This is a genomic window from Clostridium celatum, assembly GCF_021412605.1.
Classification (GTDB): Bacteria; Bacillota; Clostridia; order Clostridiales; family Clostridiaceae; genus Clostridium; species Clostridium celatum.
Genome location: NZ_JAJKGM010000021.1, coordinates 1 through 19811 on the forward strand (window position 1 = coordinate 1; position 19811 = coordinate 19811).

A 19811-nucleotide genomic window follows, 5' to 3' on the forward strand; every position below is an offset into this window, starting at 1 on the left:
CAAGGTTGATAGGTCAGAGGTGTAAGTGTGGTAACATATTTAGCTGACTGATACTAATAGGTCGAGGGCTTGACCAAAATATAAAATAATTCATATGCAATTTTCAGAGAATAAATCTCTTAGAATAATCCGCGATAGCTAAATGGTGGAGCATTCGGCTGTTAACCGACAGGTTGGAGGTTCGAGTCCTCTTCGCGGAGCCAAATAAGTTAGAATTACAACTAAGTGATTCTAACTTATTTTTTGTTATTAATAAAAAATAAATATAAATTTTATATGAGGTTAGTAGATAAAACATAAATTTACTAATCTTTTTTGTTTATTTAAATAAATAATAACTATATTAAATAAAAATAGGTGAAAAAAATAATATTTTATCATATAATTGATTAATGTGACGATTAAATTAATTCAAATATATTATTACTAATGAGGGGTAAAAAAAATGGAAGTTATAATTATCGGAGCCGGTAAAGTTGGTTATACCTTGGCTAAATATCTTTCGGATGAAGGAGATAATATTACTGTAATTGATAGCAACATTAATGCATTAAATGCTATTATGGAAAAATTAGATGTAATGGGGCTAAAGGGCAACGGTACTAGTTTAAAAGTTCTTCATGAAGCTGGAATAAAAAAAGCTGATGTAGTAATTTCAGTTACAAATAGTGATGAAGTTAATATGTTATGCTCATTAACAGCTAAAAAACTAGGAGCAAAATATACAATTGCTAGAGTTAGAGCACCACAGTACTCTGAAGAAATAATTATGCTAAAGGATGAGTTAGGAATTGACTTAGTTATAAATCCAGAAAAAGAAGCAGCTTTGGAGATAGTAAAATTAATTAAGTTCCCATCTGTAAGAAGTGTAGATACTTTTGCAAAAGGAATGGTTGATTTAGTTGGATTTACTATACTAGAAAGTGATGGGCTAGATGGAAACGCTATATGTCAAATAAAAGCTCTTAAGGATTCTATATTAATATCAGGAGTTGAACGAAATGGTATAGTTTATATACCTACTGGGGATTTTATATTACGTAAAGATGATAAAATATATGTAATAGGTGAACATAAAAAAATAGAAACTTTCTTTAAAAAGCTAGGAAGATTTCAAGATAAAATAAAAAATCCTTTGATAATAGGTGGTGGAAGAATAACACATTATTTAGTTAATATAATAGATAAAATAGGTGTTACTCCTAAAATTATTGAATTTAATATAGAAAAATGTAGAGAGTTAAATGAATCATTACCTGATGCTATAGTAATTAATGGTGATGGAACTGATCATGAATTACTTTTATCAGAAAACCTAGAGTGTTCAGATGCTTTTATAGCATTAACTGGAAGAGATGAAGAGAATATAATAACATCATTATTTGCAATGAATAATAATGTTAAGAATGTAATTACTAAAATTACTAGATTTAATTATAATGTAATTGCTAAAAATGTTGGGTTAGATACTATAATAAGTCCTAAAACTATAACTGCTAATAAAATATTAAAATACATAAGATTTTTAAAGGATAGAAATAAGTGTTCTATTGAAAATGTTTATAAGATATTTGATGAAAAAGCTGAAGCAGTTGAATTATTGGTTAATAATAATGTTAGTTTTTTAAATAAAAAATTAAAAGATGTAAGCTTAATGAAAGATGTGATTATAGCTACTATAGTTAGAAATGATAAAATAATTATTCCATCTGGAGATGATAAAATAGAATTTGGAGATAGAATAATAATAATATCAAAAAAAGATAAAGTTAGTGGCATTAATGATTTAGTTTCTGGAGGATTTAGATAATGAATTTTCCAGTTATATTGAATATATTAGGCCACGTAATAAAGTATGAATTATTGTTATTATTAATACCATATTTTGTAGCAATTTATTATGGTCAAGGAGATGCAAGTGCATTTTTATATACGATATTATTAATGATTCCTATATCTTTAATTTTAACTAAAATAAAATCTAAAAGAAAAGAAATATATGCTAAGGAAGGTTTTTTAACAGTTGGATTAGCATGGATAGTAATTTCTATATTTGGAGCATTACCATTTATTTTTAGTGGAGCAATTCCATCTTTTATAGATGCATTTTTTGAGACAGCATCAGGATTTACAACAACAGGTGCATCTATATTAACAGAAATACAATCATTACCTAAGGGAATATTATTTTGGAGAAGTTTTACCCATTGGGTTGGAGGTATGGGATTTTTAATATTTATTTTAGCTCTAATGCCTTCTTTTGGTGGAAATACTATACATTTATTAAAGGCTGAAAGCCCAGGACCAACTCCAGGAAAAATAGTTCCTAAAATTAATCAAACAGCAAAAATATTATATGCAATTTATTTTGTATTGACTTTAATTGAAACTGGCTTTTTAAAGATTGCTGGTATGTCATGGTATGACTCTATAATTCATGCTTTAGGAACTGCTGGTACAGGTGGGTTTTCTAATATGAATGCAAGTGTTGCTGCTTTTAATAATCCTGCTGTAGAATGGATTATTACTGTATTCATGCTTTTATTTGGAGTAAATTTTGTTTTATACTTTCAAATTATAAGAGGAAATATAAAATCATTCTTTAAAAGCGAAGAATTAAAGTGGTATATAATTGCGGTAATGGCTTCAATAGCAATTATAACAGTGAATATAATACCATTTAATACAGGAGATGTAGTAAAATCTATAAGAGATTCATCTTTCCAAGTAGCATCCATAGTAACCACTACAGGATATGCAACAGCTGATTTTAATTTATGGCCAACACTTAGTAAAATGATTTTAGTTATGCTTATGTTTATGGGAGCAATGGCTGGTTCTACAGGTGGAGGTATTAAAACTGTAAGAATAGTAATAGTTTTTAAAGCAATAAGAAGAGAAATAGATAAAATATTACATCCTAGAAGAGTTAAGAGTGTAAAAATTGATGGAAATGTAGTAGAAGAAGAAACTATATCAGGTGTATTTTTATTTATATTTGCATATATAATCATAGCGCTTATAGCTATATTTATAGTATCTTTTGATAATTTTGATGTTACAACAACTGTTACATCAGTAATAGCTACACTAAGTAATATAGGTCCAGGACTTGAAATGGTAGGTCCTACAGGAAATTTTGCAGCATTTTCAGGATTAAGTAAGATAGTATTATCTTTCTGTATGCTTGCAGGTAGACTTGAGATATATCCAATGCTTATATTGTTTAGTCCATCATTATGGAAAAAGAAATACTAATATAAAAAATGATAGTTTATATAGAATAAGAGATACTAAATTATAATAGTATCTCTTATTTTTTTATTAAAAATCATAAGATATAAATTTATAGTAAATAATAGGATTTATGGTATATAATTAATAATATATAATTCATTATATAAAAGGAGGAGTGGCATATGTTATCTCGTGAAGTAGCACAAAGGGTGCTTGGAAGATGTTTAATAACTGGTGGAGATTTTGCTGAAATTTTTGAAGAAGATACTATAGATAATTCAATAAGTATACTAAATGGTAAGGTAGAAAATTCTGTAGGAGGAAGAGCTTACGGAATAGGTATAAGAATATTTAAAGGCTTGAAGAGCGTTTATGCATATACAAACAATAATAGTTTAACATCACTTTTAAATGTTGCCCAAAAAGCAGCATTAGCATTAGGTGAATTAAAGGAAGATAAAATGATAGTTTTAAATGAAAGAGAGACTATAAGCTTTAATCCTATAATAATTACTCCATCAACAGTAGAGTTAAATAAAAAAATTGGCGTGATGAAGGTTGCATATAATGCTGCTAAAAATTATCATAGTGAAATAGCTCAAGTTGGAGTAGGATATCTAGATAAAGACCAACATGTTTTAATTGCAAACACAGAAGGATTGTATACAGAAGACAGAAGAGTCAGAACTAGATTGACTGTAAATGCAATTGCATCAGCAAATGGGGAAAATCAAACAGGAACTGAGGGGCCTGGTAGACATATGGGATTTGAAATGTTTAAAGAAATAGATCCAGAGTATTATGGTAGAGAGGCTGCTAAACAAGCTTATACAATGCTACATGCAAAGAATTGTCCTGCAGGAAGAATGACTGTTGCTATAGATAACGGATTTGGAGGTGTTATATTCCATGAGGCATGTGGACATTCTTTAGAAGCTACATCTGTTGCAAAGGGCAATTCAGTGTTTACAGGAATGCTTGGAAAGCAAATAGCATCTACAAAAGTTACTGCTATTGATGATGGGACAATTCCAAATGCATGGGGATCATTAAATATTGATGATGAAGGAAATAAAACTCAGAAGAATGTACTTATTGAAAATGGAATATTAAAATCATATATGATTGATAAATTAAATGGGCGTAGAATGGGTATGGCGCCAACAGGAAGTGGTAGAAGACAAAGTTATAAATTTGCACCAACTTCTAGAATGACTAATACTTATATAGCTAATGGTGATGATAATCCAGAAGATATAATTAAGTCAATTAGTGATGGATTATATGCTAAAAAGATGGGCGGGGGTTCTGTAAATCCTGTAACAGGAGAATTTAACTTTGCTGTATCTGAAGGATATTTAGTTAAAAATGGGGTTATACAAGAGCCTGTTAGAGGAGCTAGCTTAATTGGAAAAGGTAGCGAAATATTAATGGATATTGATATGGTTGGTAATAATATGACTCAAGGTCAAGGTATGTGTGGTTCAGTATCAGGAAGTATTGCAGCAAACGTAGGTCAACCAATGATTAGAGTTAGAGAAATAACAGTTGGTGGAAGATAGGAGGGGATATATATGGAATTAGATGTATTTGTTAAGTCTCTATTTAAAAAGGCTAAAGAAGCAGGATTTTCTGAATATGAGGTTTACTATGTAGATAAAGAAAGCCTAAGTATAAGTGTATATAAGGGTGAAGTTGAAAAATATAATTTAAATAACTCATATGGTTTATCTTTTAGAGCAAAGCTTGGAGATAAAATAGGATATTCTTATACAGAAATATTAGATGAAGCTGCTATAGAAATGCTTGTAAATAGAGCTAAGGAAAATGTTTTAGCTATTGAAAGTGAAGATGTTCAGTTTATTTATGAAGGAGATAAAGAATATAAGGATATTAGTACGTATTCTGATGCCTTAGAAAATTTACCAGCAGATAAATTAATTAAAATTGCATTAGACATGGAAAATGAAGCTAAAAATTATTGTGATAAGGTTGAAAGTTTTAGTGGGTGTGCAGTTTCTTATAGCTCAGGTAAGTATGGAATTATTAACTCAAAAGGATTAAATTTACACAACAAATCTAATATATTAACAGCATATGTTGTTCCTGTAATTAAAGAAGGAAATAACATGATTGATGGATTTGGGTATGTTGTTGCAAAATCATTAGATGAAGTTGATGCTAAGAAAATAGCAAAAATGGGAGTTGATGAAGCTTTAAGTAAAATAGGAGCGACTTCTGTTAAATCAGGAAACTATAAGGTAATAATAAATAATGAAGCAATGGTTTCTCTTTTATCAACTTTTGCAGGAATATTTAGTGCAGATGCAGTACAAAAAGGATTAAGTCTTTTAAAAGGTAAAGAAGGAGAAGTTATTGCAGCAAATAATGTTAATTTAGTTGATGATCCACATTTAGTAGATGGATTAGCATCTGTTGCATTTGATGATGAAGGTGTTGCAACTAATAAAACTTACTTAATAAAAGAAGGAACTTTAGAAAGCTTACTTCACAATTTAAAGACTGCTAATAAGGCTGGAGTTAAATCAACTGGAAATGGATTTAAAAATTCATATGCATCACCAATATCAGTAAGTCCTACTAATTTTTATATTGAGCCAGGTTCTAAAAATATAGAAGAATTAATTAATTTAGTGGGAAATGGGTTAATGATAACTGATTTTGCAGGATTACACTCTGGAGCAAACTCAATAACAGGAGATTTTTCATTAGCGGCAAAAGGTTTTTATATAGAAAATGGAATTAAAGTTCATCCAGTAGAGCAAATAACAGTAGCAGGAAATTTCTTTAATTTATTAAAAGATATTAAGGAAATAGGAAGTGATTTAAAATTCCCTATGAGTAGTGTAGGAAGCCCTAGTATTGTGATACGAGAGCTTTCTGTTGCTGGAGAGGGGTCTAATTAATGGATAAATATGATTTAGTTGTAATTGGTTCAGGAGCATCGGGATTATCAGCAGCAGTTTCAGCTTTAAAGTCTGGAATTAAAAATGTTTTAATTTTGGAGAAAGAAGATGTCCTTGGCGGAAATCTAAATTTATTTATTAATAATGGCTTTGGAGAATATTACTTAAATGAAACTGTAACAGGTCCGGAACTTGGAAGTATATTAATCGAGAATTTTATTAGTTTAGGCGGTAAAGTTAAGATTAATACGAAAGTCTTAGAGGTAAATAGGGATAAGGTAATTACTTATGTTAATCCAAGTGAGGGAATTAAATCAATTGAAGCAGAGTCTATAGTTTTAGCTGCTGGTTGTAGAGAAAAATATACAGGAAATATTATAGTTCCAGTTGATAAATTTACAGGAATATTTACAACAGCTTCAGCACATAGATTAATTAATCTTACTGGATATTTACCAGGCAAAGAAGTTGTTATATGTGGAAATGACATATGGACACTTATATTAGCAAGAAGATTAGTAATTGAGGGCGCTAATATAAGAGGATTAATAACTGAAAGAAAGTGCTTTAATAGGGATGAATTAGATATTATTAATGGATTTAATATTCCAATAGTATATCAAAGTGAAGTAGTTGAAGTTGATGGTGAAGAGAGAGTCAACTTAGTTAAAGTAAATAATTTTGAAAAAAATGAAATAAGCACAATAGAATGTGACTCCTTAGTATTATCCATAGGATATTTGCCAGAAGTAGATTTCTTAAGAAAAATGAGTATTATGATGGATGGAGAAATGATTAATACTACAAATAGTGAAACTTCAGTTCAAGGGATATTTGTTTGTGGAACTATGGAGAATGGAATTGAATCATTATTTAATAGTGGAGAAAGTGGACTTAAGGTAGGGAAGATAGCTGCTGATTATTTAAATAAGGTTAAATATTAAATGTTTTAAATTATAAGAAGTGAATTAATATAGGGAGTAAGATGCTATTTATTTAATAGATTAGATAGTAAATTACTCCCTTTAATTAAAGAATAATATTTTTAATAAATAAAAATATTTTAATATTACATTAATATTAAATTTTCAGATTCCTTAAATAATATATCCTGTCCTTTAGGGGAAAAATGAATTCCATCTGAATAAATTTCTAGTTTATTTTTAGAACTTAAAATAGCACTGTAGAAATCTAAGTATGGTAATGAATATTTAGTGCAAAGAGCAATAAGATTAATTCTTAGCTGTGATAAATTTTTTTTACAATATTCATAAGTATCACATTTCATAAAAAGTTCATTTGCAACTTCAGGTATTATAGTTGGGGGAATACCTATTATTACAGAAATATTATTACATAAAGAATCCTTTATCATTAATTCAATATTAGAAATTATAGAATCTATGGATCTATTGGAAAGAAGATCATTAGTTCCACCCATTATAAATAATTTATTAGGATTTAAATCTAATACATCTTCCTGAAATCTAAAAAGCATATCTGTTGTAGTACTACCATTAACTCCTTTATTATAAATACATAAGTTATATTTTTGTTTTAATTTATTTACCCAATTTTCCTTGGGTTTTACACCATAACCAAAGGTTAAACTATCACCTAAAAATACGTAAGTATCATTCATATAATTTTCTCCTTTTAAAAAAGTTTATTAAAACAAGATTTACAAATTAATGTTTTGCCTTTATCGGCAGTTATAAAATTATTATCTTTTAATAAACTATTACATATTGAACATTTATTTTGGGTACTTAAGTTATTAGTAGAAGTTAAAGTTTTATTAGAATTGGTTTTTATTATTTCTTTATTTTTAGCAGTTGATTTTTTTAATGATGAATATAATCTTTGTTCATCCTTAACTTCTTTTTCATTTATAGAATAAGAAATAGAATATGAACTTTCTCCAAAGAGCTCCAATTCAAATCTTGGATTTTCTTTATCATAAAATTCCTCTACTATGATTCTTCTAATTTGAGCATCATTAACGATTAAACCACTTTTTTCAATACCATCAAAAATACTTTTGGTTATATTTGCAGTATCTGGGTGACGTTTTTCACTTTTATAATAAACCTTAAGTATGGCAATAAGTGATTCTTCTAAAATCACATCAGGATTTTGACTTCTAGCATAATAAGCTATTTCTTCCTCATAAAGCGCATATTTATCATGAGATTTTCCAGTATTATAAGGTAATATGGCTCTACCATCTTTATTATGTAATTTAAAATTTGATTTAGTTATAGGTGACCCTAAAACTATTACTTTCGCATAATCTTTCATAAATTTCTCCTGAAAATTTTATTAAAATATAAAAATAGATATAAATAAGATTGAAATTATTAAATAATTATTAATATACTTAAAAAAATATAAAATATAGTAAAAAATAATGAATAAAGTCTATTAAAGGTATATAATACACATAGTATATTAATAATTATATTGTAATACTTATTAATTATAGTATTAGTTGATTGTAATAATTATAAATTGTCAATTATATAAGTAAACTATACAGTAGCATATTGATATAAACAAGCAGTAATTGATTATGATTTATTATTAAGATATAATACAAATTGTTGTTAGAGACTATAAAAAAGAGGTAAAAATAAATGGAAAATAAATATATTTTGGCGATAGAATCAAGTTGTGATGAAACTTCAGCAGCTGTTGTTGTTAATGGAAGAGAGGTATTATCTAATGTAATTGCATCTCAAATAGATACTCATCAAAAGTTTGGTGGAGTAGTACCAGAGGTTGCATCAAGAATACATATAGAGGTTATTAGTGGAGTAGTAGAAGAAGCTCTTAAAGAGGCTAATGTTACTTTAGATAAAATAGATGCAATAGGAGTTACATATGGACCAGGATTAGTAGGTGCTTTATTGGTTGGACTACAATTTGCAAAAGGATTAGCATTTGCTAGTAAAAAACCTTTAGTTGGAGTAAATCATATCGAAGGACATATTAGTGCTAATTATATACAACATAAAGAACTAAAACCACCTTTTGTATCATTAGTTGTATCTGGAGGACATACATTTATAGTGCATGTTAAAAATTATGGTGAATATGAAGTAATAGGGCAAACAAGGGATGATGCTGCAGGTGAAGCTTATGATAAAGTAGCAAGAGCATTAGGACTTGGGTATCCAGGTGGACCTAAAATAGATAAGTTAGCAAAGGAAGGAAATCCAAAAGCAATAGTATTCCCAAAAGCTAATTTCCATGAAGAAACATTAGATTTTTCATTTAGTGGTGTGAAGTCGGCAGTTCTTAACTACTTAAATAAGTGTAAGATGCAAAATATTGAAGTTAATAAAGCTGATGTAGCAGCTTCTTTCCAATATGCTGTTATAGATGTATTAAAAGAAAATGTATTATCTACTTGTAAGAAGAAAAATGTTAAAACTATAGCTATTGCAGGTGGTGTTGCATCTAATTCAAGTTTAAGAGAAACACTTATTAAAGAGGCAAGTAAAAAAGGAATAGAAGTATTATTCCCAGCACCTGTTTTATGCACTGATAATGCAGCAATGATAGGAAGTGCAGCATATTTTAACTACATTAATGGAAAAATTAGTGATTTAAATTTAAATGCAAAACCAAATTTAAAGCTTTAATAAAACAATAAATACAGTTGAATATTACTAAAGGAATATTTGAGATGAATTAGAACTTTAATTTATTTTAAATATTCTTATGCAATAAAATTATAGGGAGAGAATAAAAAAATGAAGTTTTTACCGTATTCAAACGGAGTACGTAGAGCAAATTTAAAAAAGAAAAGAAGCCCTAAGGAAAAGGCAAAATTGTTTTGTATTATATTCATTAGTTTATTAGTTATAGGGATGATTTTTCAAAATATATCTAATTTTATTGATGGTGAAAGAATAAGGGAAAAGGTAGATTATACAACAGTAGATGATTTGAGAATGGATTATAGAATATCAGGAGAAGGAAAATATTCTATAGTATTTGACGGAGCTTTAGGTGCAACATTAGAAGCATGGTCACCTATAGTAGAGCAGTTAAAAGATGATGATGTTCAAACATTTGTATATAATAGAAGAGGATATGGATACAGTAATTCTGGAAGCAGAAGAACACCTGAGGAGCAAGCCCAAGATTTGAAGATATTACTAAGAAAATCAGGAATGTCAGAACCTTATATTTTAGTAGGGGAAGGCTATGGTTCTTTAGTATTAACTAGTTTTGCAGAGCAATTTAAAGATTCAGTAGAAGCTGTTATATTAATTGATCCAATTAATGAGGATACTATAAAATCAAAATCATATGCTAGAAGTCAAGGAATAACCAAATTTAGAAGATTTATAGAAAATATAGGATCTCAAATAGGTGTGACAGCTTTAATGGACAAGCTGAACTTAGATATTAATTTAACAGACTTAGAATCGGCACTGCCAGAAGATACTAAAGAAGAGTTTTTGGCATATAGAACAAAAAGTAAGTATACATCAGCGGTTTATAATGAATTAACTACTTTAACTAAAGGGGATAGTAATAGCCAAAAGGAAGGCGTTTTTTCAGGAATACCGTATTATTTAATAACGAAATTAGAAAATGATCCTTTAGCTAAATTGGGTAGTTCAGATTTAACTACTACTTATGTAACAAAGTGTGAAAAAGACTTTTTAGCTTTGAATGATCAAGATAACGTACTAAATGCAATAAGAGATATTATAAAGAAATTAAATAATAAATAGTAACGAAGGAAACTGTAATGCAGTTTCCTTTTTTAGTCATATTAATATCTAATATTGTCATATAGTTGACACATTAACAGGGTATATTATAACTATAGAATAAAGGTTGAGAAGGAGAGAAATATATGAATAATGATAATATTTATGATGTAGCTTATAGTGAAAGCAATGATGAGAACAGTTCCAGTACAAATGCTAATATTAATGGAGGAGTAGAGGTATATAAAAAACATAACGATAAGAAACCCAAAAATAATGGATTTGCAAAGTATGTAGCAACTGCAATGATATGTTCTTTAGTGGGAGGATTTGCAGGTTCAGGTTTTACTTATATGTTAGTTAAAGATTCAAATGGCGGAACTAATACTGGTAGCACAGCTTCAAATGTTCAAGCGGATCCAGTTTCATTTGCAACTACTTCTGGTGCATTAACGGCAAGCGAAATATATAATAAGGTTGCACCAGCAGTTGTAATAGTATCTACTAAATCAATTCAAAGCTATAATGGCTGGTTTTCACAAGAAGCTGAGGGGATTGGATCAGGATTTATTATCAATGAAGATGGATATATTTTAACAAATTATCATGTTGTTGAAGGTGCTAAAGAAGTAACTGTAACCTTAAGCGATAATAGGGAAGTTAAAGCAAGTATAGTTAATTATGATGAAGCACAAGATGTAGCTATGATAAAATTAAATGAAGATGTAGATGTTCCTGGGGTTGTAGAACTTGGTGATTCTGATGCATTACAACCAGGCGAAGAAGTTTTAGCATTAGGTACACCATTATCAAAGAATTTATCATTTACATTAACTAATGGTATAGTAAGTGCATTAAATAGAAATGTTGAAACAGAAACAGGAACAACTTTGAATTTAGTTCAAACTAATGCGGCTATAAATCCAGGTAACAGTGGTGGACCACTTATAAATACTAAAGGTGAAGTTGTAGGAATAAATACAATGAAGATTAGCGACGGTGCAGAGGGAATAGGATTTGCAATACCAATTAATGATGTAAAAACAAAGATAGATGCTTTATCAAAGCCAATATTAAATTTAGGTATCTCAATAAGAACTGTTGATGAAACATTATCAAAACAGTTAAATATGGAACAAGGGCTTTATATAGTTGAAGTCAATGAATTCTCACCAGCAGAAAAGGCAGGATTAAAAGCTGGAGACTTAATAATAAATGTTGATGGCAAAAGAGTTAAAACTTTTGATGAATTAAAAGAAATTAAGAACTCAAAAGAAGAAGGAGACACAATTAAGGTAGAATTTATAAGAGATGGACAGACAAAAACTACTGAAGTAACTTTAAGTGCAAATTAATATAAAGATAGGATATATCGAAATTTTGTTTATGTTTCGATATATCCTATCTTTTTAATTAATAGTTAAGTAATGATATTTTAAGTTAAATCAGATAATGCTTTTTTATATGCATTAAGTGTTGCTTTCGCTGTTTTTGTCCAAGTAAATTCTAAACTATTTTTATAGCCTTTTTCACTATATTCCTCAAGAAGACTTGGTGAATTTAATAAAGAAAGAATAGCTGAAGCTAATTCATCTTTATTGAAAGGGTCTATTAATACAGCACAATCATTTGTTACTTCAGGTATAGAAGTTAAGTTTGAAGTAATTACTGGAGTCTTGCAACTCATTGCTTCAAGTGGAGGAAGTCCAAAACCTTCATATAGAGAAGGATATGCAAATAGATTAGAAGCATTATAAAAAATAGGTAAATCATAATCATTAATAAAACCAGTAAAAATAACTTTATCGTCTATAAATAATTCTTTACATAAGTCTTGAAGTTTAGCCCCTTCATCTTTAATAGAACCACATAAAACTAACTTATAATCATTGTTTAATGATTTATATATTTTATTAAATGCAAGTATTAATTCTTTTACATTTTTTCGAGTGCTGAAACCTCCGATATAAAGAATAAAAGGTGATTCAATATTATATTTATTCTTTATATAAGAAATACAATCAGATTTATTTAATGGCTTAAATGTATTATTTGCAGCAAGAGGAGTAACGAATATTTTATCTGAATTTATTGAAGGAAAAAATTTTAATATATCTTTTTTAGAGTAATTGGATACTGTCAATATTGCACTAGCGTTATTTATTATAATAGGCATGCATTTTAAAAATCTATCTAAGTAACCTATACCAACAGTCTCTGGTAATATATAAGGTATTAAATCATGAATAGTAACAATACAGGGAAAATTATAATCTTCATTTAAACCAATACCGTTTTGAGGTATATGGTGTAAGTCTATATTATTACTTTTTATATAACTAGGGTAATAATAATTTTCATAAAAGGCTCCATGCTTTTTTGAAGTAAAGACTATTTTAGAATTATTTTTTTTAAATTCCTTGTAATTATCTCCACACCAAAAAATAGTATAAGTATTTTCATTATCTATATTTAAAAGTTCTTTAAGTAAGTTTTCTGTATAAGTTCCAATACCAGAGCCTTTATATAGAGTTACTCCCCTAGCATCTATGGAAATATTCAAGCCTAGCGCCTCCTAAAAACACTATAATATTATAAATATTATAATACTTTAATTTATGTGATAAGAAACACAAAAAAATATGTAATTTCATATAATGAATGGAAGAAAAGTTTAGGAGTTAGCTATGGATATAGATAGACTAAAGGAAATCATAGAGAGCAATTATTGTATAGATATACACGATATTGAAAAAATTAAAAACACGTATAAGTTAAAAACAAAAGATTGTGACTATTGTATAAAAATAATAAAATACGATTTTCCACATTTCCTTTTTATCATATCAGCAATAAAATATTTACAAAAAAGAGGATTTAAGAGCATACCGCAAATATTGAAAACAAAAAATGATAGTGATTATATTAATTTAAATGAAAATTTTGCTTATTTAACTGAATGGATACCAGCTAGAGAAAGTAATTATGATAATCCAGTAGAATTAATACAAATATCAAAAAAGATAGGAGAGCTTCATACATTAAGTTCAGGGTTTAATTTAACTAGAGATATGAATCCAAGAATAGGATGGTATAAATGGATAAAAGTTTTTGAAACGAGATGTGATGAAATTTTAGATTTTAAAAAAAGAATCTCACAAAAGGCCAATAAATCAGAGTTTGACCATATATATTTAGAAAATATTAATAATGAAATTGAGAGAGGTCAAAAGGCTATTGAAGGTTTAAAAAGAAGCCATTATATAAGTCTTATGGATAAAGAAGTGCTAAAGATGGGGTTTTGCCATCATGATCTAGCACATCACAATATTTTAGTAGATAAGAATAACGAACTAAATATAATAGATTTTGATTATTGTATTTTAGATACTCATCTTCATGACTTAGCGTCACTACTTATACGAGTTATGAAAGATGGAAAATGGAGTACACAAAAGGCAAATTTAATTTTAAATGCATATTGTATAACTAATAATGTATTTGATGAAGAGTTAAGTTTAATTAAGGAGTTTATAAGATTTCCACAGGGGTTTTGGCAAATAGGACTTCAATATTATTGGGAAATGCAACCATGGGAAGAATCTGTTTTTATAAATAGAATAAAAAAATATATTGAGGATATTGGCTATAGGGAAGAATTCTTAAATGAATATTTTAGGTAAAGGGGAGAGTGGATGGACATATTGGAATTTTTAAATGACAATAGAGTTATAGTCGGAGAAAGTACATTTCCAAAAGAAAAAGCAAAGAAAAATATAATTAACACAAATGAGCAAATATCACTGGTTGTAGAAATTCAAAAAATATTAATAGGAAGAAAGACAACAATGCTTCCTAGAATAGAAAGCTCAATAGGAAAAGACATAGCTAATTTTATTGTACAAATAAAAAAGATTGAAAAAATGATTGAAATATTAGATGAAAAAAATAAAAAAAGCAATTTTGATTATTTTATTATAGAGGAAGGAAATAAAGTTTTAGACAGAGCAAAAAATTCTTTAAATAGCTTAAATGATAAAGAATATTTAGAGTTAATAATGAGGAGCATGAATAATTATGAGATATGCTTAGGAAGAGTGGATGAGGGAAACTTAATTAAGATTAATAATATAATTAATATAAGAACTATACGTTATTTATCTTATAATTTATTAGAAAATGATTGTTATAATTATATAAAAAGATTAAGAAAAAAGGGTATTGATATAAATACAGAAGAAATAATAAATTGTTTTTTAAATAAATGGAACTTAGATGATAAAAGTTTAAGATATATTAATGTATTAGCTAATTATCCCATAGAAAGTATGAAGTTATTATTAAAACTAAAATATGATAAAAGTAAATTCACTGAAGAGCAATGGATAGAGCAAATAAATCTATCAAAAAAAATTGATGGTAAAGAACTTTTATAGAGAGGGATTAAATGAATAAATTTAGGTATATAGATAAGAAGGTATTGTGTAGCTATGATTTAAGTGAAGAATTTTTTGAAAAGTTAGGAGTTAATGTTTATGATATTATTCCATTAAGAAAAGTATTTGTTTTATTTACAGACAAAGGGAAAAAAATATTAAAGAGCACCAATTCGACCAATGAAAGAATAAAATTTATAAGCAATGCTTTAGATATTATAAGGGAAACAGATCAGTGTGTATTGCAATATTGCAATAATTCACAGGGGGAAAAGATTACTAGATGGAGAGGAACTGGTTATGTATTATTAGATTTAATAGAAGGACGAGAAGCCAACTTTACAAATCCTATAGAAGTTGAATGGTGTACTAAGGCATTAGCAAATTTTCATAGGGCATCTATTGGAATAGTCGATAAGCTTGATTCTATAGAGATAGAAGAAAATAAGGGGAAAAATTTAATATATGAACAATTAAATAATTTATGTATTATTAATGAAATAGAAAGGGTAGTTAATAAATTTAATTATAAAAATGAGTTTGATTTATTATTTTTAGAAAATGTAGCAAAGGCAAAAAATGATTTAAATGTAAGTATAAATCTACTAACAAAAAGTAGTTATATAGACTTATATAAGGATGATAATAGTAAGGTTTTATGTCATTTAGATTTAGCACATCATAATTTTATTATAAATGATGAAATTGTAAATTTAATTGATTTTGACTATTGTAATATAAATTTAAAAATAATAGATTTATATAATTTTATGTCAAAAGTAATTAAAAATATAGCCTATGATAAAGAAATGCTGGATAATATATTAAAAACTTATAATAGTATAAATGAGATATCAGATGAAGAAATACAGGTACTTTATGCATTATTAAATTATCCTAGAGATTTTGTAGATATAACCATAGATTATTATTTAAAGCAAAAATCATGGGATGAAGAGGTATTTATAAGTAGGTTTAAAGATAAAATAGAAAATAATATATTTAAAAGTGAACTATTATTAAAATTAGAAAAAATCTGAAATTTTTAGAAATAAAAAAATATAAAGCAGAGACTAATAAAATACAGATTAGTTTCTGCTTTATATTTTTAGTTAGAGATTATAGATTCATAAGCCTTTATAGTGTTAATTGCAGTATTTTTCCACGTATATTTTAAGCTAGTTGATAAGCCTTTTTGAATCATTGAAAGTTTTAATAAGCTATCAGATAATACTTTTTCCATTGATAGAGACAATTCATCTATATCATTAGGATCTACTAGTAAGGCAGAATTACAACATACTTCAGGTAAAGAAGTTACATTGGAGGCTATAACAGGTGTTCCACAAGCCATAGCTTCTATTGGTGGCAAACCAAAACCTTCATAAAATGATGGATACACTAAAAATTCACAAGCATTATAGAAAATTGGTAAATCATCTAATGGAATAAAGTCAGTAAATATTACATCATCAGAGATTCCTAATTCAGAAGCTCTATTTATATATATATCATATGAAATTCCTTTTCTACCTGTAATAACCACTTTTAAATTGTGTCGCAAATGTGGATTTAATAAAGAAAAGGCTTCCATAATTCCAATAATATTTTTACGAGGACTATAGCCTCCAACATATAAAATAAAGTTATCTTCTATATTATACTTTTTCTTAATAAAAGATTTGCAATACGACCTACAAATAGGTTTATAAATATCCTCAGCTGCAAGTGGGGTTACAAAAATTTTATTTTTAGGAAAGTTAAATTCTTTAGCGATATCATCTTTTGAAAATTCAGAAACTGTAATTATACCATCACAATTATCCAATATTTTTGGAATTTCATTATTAAAAATTTTTAAATATCTTTCGCTAACAGTTTCAGGAAGTCTAAGTGGAATTATATCATGTAATGTAATAGTTTTAAGGCAATTAATATTATTGGAAAGGCCTACTCCATTTTGAGGAACGTGATATAGTTCTATACTATTATTATTTAAAAAGTTAGGAACTTTTACATCATCCCAAAAATTATTATTAATATTAGGAGATTCTTTAACATATTCTATAAAGAAGTTAGATTTTAAACTTAAATCAGAACCTTCAGGGATAAATGTAAGGTACTGATTGATATCATCGAATTTGCTTAAATTATTTATTAGCTGATAAGCATAGGTTCCTATGCCAGTTCCCCTATACCATTTGGCAGCTCGTCCATCAATACCAATTTTCATCATTTAATCCTTTCAAAATAGTTATAATTTATTATATTAATTTAAATAAAAAATGTTAATAAAAGAAAATATGTGTACATATAAATATAAGGGGGGTGAAGATTATGATGAGAGAATTTGAAATAGAAAGACAGTTTCAAATAAAAATAGATGTTATAAAAGCAAATAAAGGCATTTATTATTTAAAAACTAACAAGGGAGAACGCTGTCTTAAAAAAATAAACTATGGTCCGCAAAAACTTTTGTTTGTTTATGGAGCAAAAGAGCATTTAATTAAAAATGGTTTTAAAGCAGTGGACAGATATTATTTGAACATAGATGGAGAGCCGTATGCATTAGTTAATGAAGATTTATATACTTTATCAGAATGGCTATATGGAAGAGAATGTGATTTTCATAACATAGAGGAAGTAAAAATAGCAGCGGCTACATTAGCAAAAATGCATGAAGCTTCAAAGGGATATGATCCACCAGAAAACTCAAAATTAAAAAGTGATTTAGGGCGTTGGCCTAGCTTAATGGAAAAAAGAATAAAATCACTTGATAAGATGAGAGATATGATAAGGAAAAAAGGAAATAAAAGTAACTTTGACTTATTATATTTAAAATCTATGGAATTTTATAAGGAAATGGGAAAGAAGGCATTAAAAACTTTAAATGAGTCAGAATATTACAACTTATGTGAAATAGCTGAGAGAGAGAAAGGATTCTGCCATCATGATTATACTTATCATAATATTATACTAGGTGATAATAATTCAGTAAGTATAATTGATTTTGATTACTGCAAAAGAGAAATAAGAGCTTTTGATATATCCAATTTTATGATTAAAGTTCTAAAGAGAAATAAATGGAATATAGAATTTGCAAATGCTATAATAGAAGCTTATAACGAAGTTTCTGCTTTAGATGAATCTGAATACAGAGTTTTATATGCATTTTTACAATTTCCTCAAAGATATTGGAGATTAGCAAACAGGTATTATTACAATGAGGTTAATTGGGGGCAAAATACATTTGATACTAAATTAGAAAGTATAATAAATGAAAAGCCTGAGTATTTTAATTTCTTGGATGAATTTAAAAAACAGTATAATGTATAAAAAAAAGTCAGCTTATAAAAGCTGGCTTTTATTTAGTTATTGGTCTTAATTACTAATTACCTGTTAATTATAGATATGGGGATTTGGGATAGCCCTCTCTGTATTTTCCGCGTGTTTGTAATCCACCTATACCCTTAATGCCTGTTATTGTATTTTCTAAAATATTAGTTATAGATAATACACTATCTATATTTGTATATGCTATTTTCTCACAGACAAATACAGGATCTAAACAATGAATTAGTACTCTATTTGGAGAACTTGCAAAATTAGCGCCAGCATCTAAAAGACATTCATAACAAGATTGACAGGCTCCAGCAAATATTACTAGTTCATCATAACTAGAATTATAATTTCTTAAAGCCTTTACTGCATCAATATAATATTTTGAATTTCTATAATTATTTAAGTCTAAATAGTCATCACTTTCTTTAAGTACGCTATCGTGACCGGTTAAAACAACTATATCAGGCTTAATTTCTTTAACTAAATCAACTACATATGTGCATTGATCTTTTTCAGATATAGCTCTACCAACGGCATCTAAAGATAATTGTTTATATACTTTAAGGCAAGTTTCTAGATACTCTTTATCTCCATCTATATGAAGTATTTTTCCGGGTCGCCCAAATGCTAATTCGTTTATAGCTGGATGCTTAGATGATTTACTACCTCTAAAATTTATTTTTTCTTTTTGTAATCTGTTAGCTCTAGTTGATATAGCATTTTTTATAGCATTATTAACACGTGTATTTAAAATTTTTTCTTTTTCGCCTATAAAAGAAATATCAACAGGTTCTAAGTCATCTGCAGGGGAATCAGCAATAATTCTTATACTTATACCTTTTAAGATGTAGATAATAGTACCATTATCCTCTTTTATATCAATTATTTTAAATGTGATGTCTTTATCATAAGATTTTCTAACAACAGTATCACCAATTACCATTTTTTTCTCCAAAATCATTAATTACATTTTATAATATGAAATATTAAATAGCTTTGCTAATATTTAAGACTATTACTTTTACAATTTAAGAATAAAAAATAGATAATAATGCCATAATAAATATTAGATGATTAAATAGCAGAGAAAAAGTAAAAGTTTACATTGACAAAGCAAGCCAAAGGTGATAAAATAATTG

At 27.6% G+C, this 19811-nt stretch carries 17 protein-coding genes, 1 tRNA gene and 1 rRNA gene; 14 read left to right on the forward strand and 5 right to left on the reverse strand.

Translation table 11 applies throughout. The annotated features are described in order from the left end of the window. From LPC13_RS09900 to LPC13_RS09930, 7 genes are all read left to right on the forward strand, one after another. A 23S ribosomal RNA gene (locus LPC13_RS09900) occupies window positions 1-77 on the forward strand; the annotation flags it as partial. Window positions 78-128: 51 nt separating this feature from the next. Continuing rightward, window positions 129-203 (forward strand) — tRNA-Asn (locus LPC13_RS09905). A gap of 242 nt (window positions 204-445) precedes the next feature. Continuing rightward, complete coding sequence (gene trkA / locus LPC13_RS09910) at window positions 446-1810, forward strand: Trk system potassium transporter TrkA (RefSeq protein WP_005212311.1); 1365 nt, start codon at window positions 446-448, stop codon at window positions 1808-1810. Then, window positions 1810-3258 (forward strand): TrkH family potassium uptake protein, encoded by a 1449-nt coding sequence (locus tag LPC13_RS09915; RefSeq protein ID WP_005212313.1) that lies wholly within the window; start codon window positions 1810-1812, stop codon window positions 3256-3258. The genes trkA and LPC13_RS09915 overlap by 1 nt, the downstream gene beginning before the upstream one ends. Before the next feature lie 161 nt (window positions 3259-3419). Beyond that, window positions 3420-4799 carry a TldD/PmbA family protein gene (locus LPC13_RS09920; RefSeq protein WP_005212315.1) on the forward strand — a complete coding sequence of 460 codons (1380 nt, stop codon included), beginning with the start codon at window positions 3420-3422 and terminating at the stop codon, window positions 4797-4799. Window positions 4800-4811: 12 nt separating this feature from the next. Beyond that, complete coding sequence (locus LPC13_RS09925; protein WP_005212317.1) at window positions 4812-6164, forward strand: TldD/PmbA family protein; 1353 nt, start codon at window positions 4812-4814, stop codon at window positions 6162-6164. Then, a complete protein-coding gene (locus LPC13_RS09930) occupies window positions 6164-7108 on the forward strand; it encodes an NAD(P)/FAD-dependent oxidoreductase (RefSeq protein WP_005212320.1) in 945 nt (314 codons plus the stop codon). Before LPC13_RS09925 ends, LPC13_RS09930 begins: the two co-directional genes overlap by 1 nt. 125 nt (window positions 7109-7233) lie before the next feature. Here the strand turns inward: LPC13_RS09930 and LPC13_RS09935 are convergent, their stop codons facing one another. Continuing rightward, entirely contained in the window at window positions 7234-7806 is a 573-nt protein-coding gene (locus LPC13_RS09935) for a GDSL-type esterase/lipase family protein (protein ID WP_005212325.1), read from the reverse strand. A 14-nt stretch (window positions 7807-7820) separates the two neighbouring features. Further along, complete coding sequence (locus LPC13_RS09940; RefSeq protein ID WP_005212327.1) at window positions 7821-8465, reverse strand: RusA family crossover junction endodeoxyribonuclease; 645 nt, start codon at window positions 8463-8465, stop codon at window positions 7821-7823. A gap of 335 nt (window positions 8466-8800) precedes the next feature. Between LPC13_RS09940 and tsaD the strand changes: the two genes are divergently transcribed. The 3 genes from tsaD (at window position 8801) to LPC13_RS09955 (ending at window position 12249) form a co-directional block, all read left to right on the forward strand. Next, window positions 8801-9811, forward strand: a complete 1011-nt coding sequence (gene tsaD, locus LPC13_RS09945; RefSeq protein WP_005212329.1) for a tRNA (adenosine(37)-N6)-threonylcarbamoyltransferase complex transferase subunit TsaD — start codon at window positions 8801-8803, stop codon at window positions 9809-9811. Between the two features lie 111 nt (window positions 9812-9922). Beyond that, the gene (locus tag LPC13_RS09950; protein WP_005212330.1) at window positions 9923-10915 is read left to right on the forward strand and encodes an alpha/beta fold hydrolase; all 993 of its coding nucleotides are present in this window, start codon (window positions 9923-9925) and stop codon (window positions 10913-10915) included. A 125-nt stretch (window positions 10916-11040) separates the two neighbouring features. After that, a complete protein-coding gene (locus LPC13_RS09955; protein ID WP_005212332.1) occupies window positions 11041-12249 on the forward strand; it encodes a S1C family serine protease in 1209 nt (402 codons plus the stop codon). An 80-nt stretch (window positions 12250-12329) separates the two neighbouring features. Here the strand turns inward: LPC13_RS09955 and LPC13_RS09960 are convergent, their stop codons facing one another. Then, the gene (locus tag LPC13_RS09960; protein WP_195245261.1) at window positions 12330-13457 is read right to left on the reverse strand and encodes a glycosyltransferase family 4 protein; all 1128 of its coding nucleotides are present in this window, start codon (window positions 13455-13457) and stop codon (window positions 12330-12332) included. Between the two features lie 124 nt (window positions 13458-13581). Between LPC13_RS09960 and LPC13_RS09965 the strand changes: the two genes are divergently transcribed. From LPC13_RS09965 to LPC13_RS09975, 3 genes are read left to right on the forward strand one after another with little or no spacing between them, the layout of a single operon-like run. Continuing rightward, window positions 13582-14577, forward strand: coding sequence for a CotS family spore coat protein (locus tag LPC13_RS09965; RefSeq protein WP_005212335.1), 996 nt, complete (start codon window positions 13582-13584; stop codon window positions 14575-14577). A gap of 12 nt (window positions 14578-14589) precedes the next feature. Next, complete coding sequence (locus tag LPC13_RS09970) at window positions 14590-15330, forward strand: hypothetical protein (RefSeq protein ID WP_005212337.1); 741 nt, start codon at window positions 14590-14592, stop codon at window positions 15328-15330. Between the two features lie 11 nt (window positions 15331-15341). After that, a complete protein-coding gene (locus tag LPC13_RS09975; RefSeq protein WP_005212339.1) occupies window positions 15342-16370 on the forward strand; it encodes a CotS family spore coat protein in 1029 nt (342 codons plus the stop codon). Between the two features lie 68 nt (window positions 16371-16438). On the opposite strand, the gene LPC13_RS09980 is transcribed toward LPC13_RS09975, so the two are convergent. Next, a complete protein-coding gene (locus LPC13_RS09980; protein WP_195245265.1) occupies window positions 16439-17563 on the reverse strand; it encodes a glycosyltransferase family 4 protein in 1125 nt (374 codons plus the stop codon). Window positions 17564-17667: 104 nt separating this feature from the next. On the opposite strand from LPC13_RS09980, the gene LPC13_RS09985 reads away from it, so the two are divergent. Then, on the forward strand, window positions 17668-18666 hold the full coding sequence (locus LPC13_RS09985; RefSeq protein WP_234088776.1) for a CotS family spore coat protein: 999 nt from the start codon (window positions 17668-17670) through the stop codon (window positions 18664-18666). Window positions 18667-18733: 67 nt separating this feature from the next. Here LPC13_RS09985 and yabG read toward each other — a convergent pair whose 3' ends face one another. Next, the gene (gene yabG, locus LPC13_RS09990; protein ID WP_040419094.1) at window positions 18734-19615 is read right to left on the reverse strand and encodes a sporulation peptidase YabG; all 882 of its coding nucleotides are present in this window, start codon (window positions 19613-19615) and stop codon (window positions 18734-18736) included. Window positions 19616-19811: the final 196 nt, after the last annotated feature.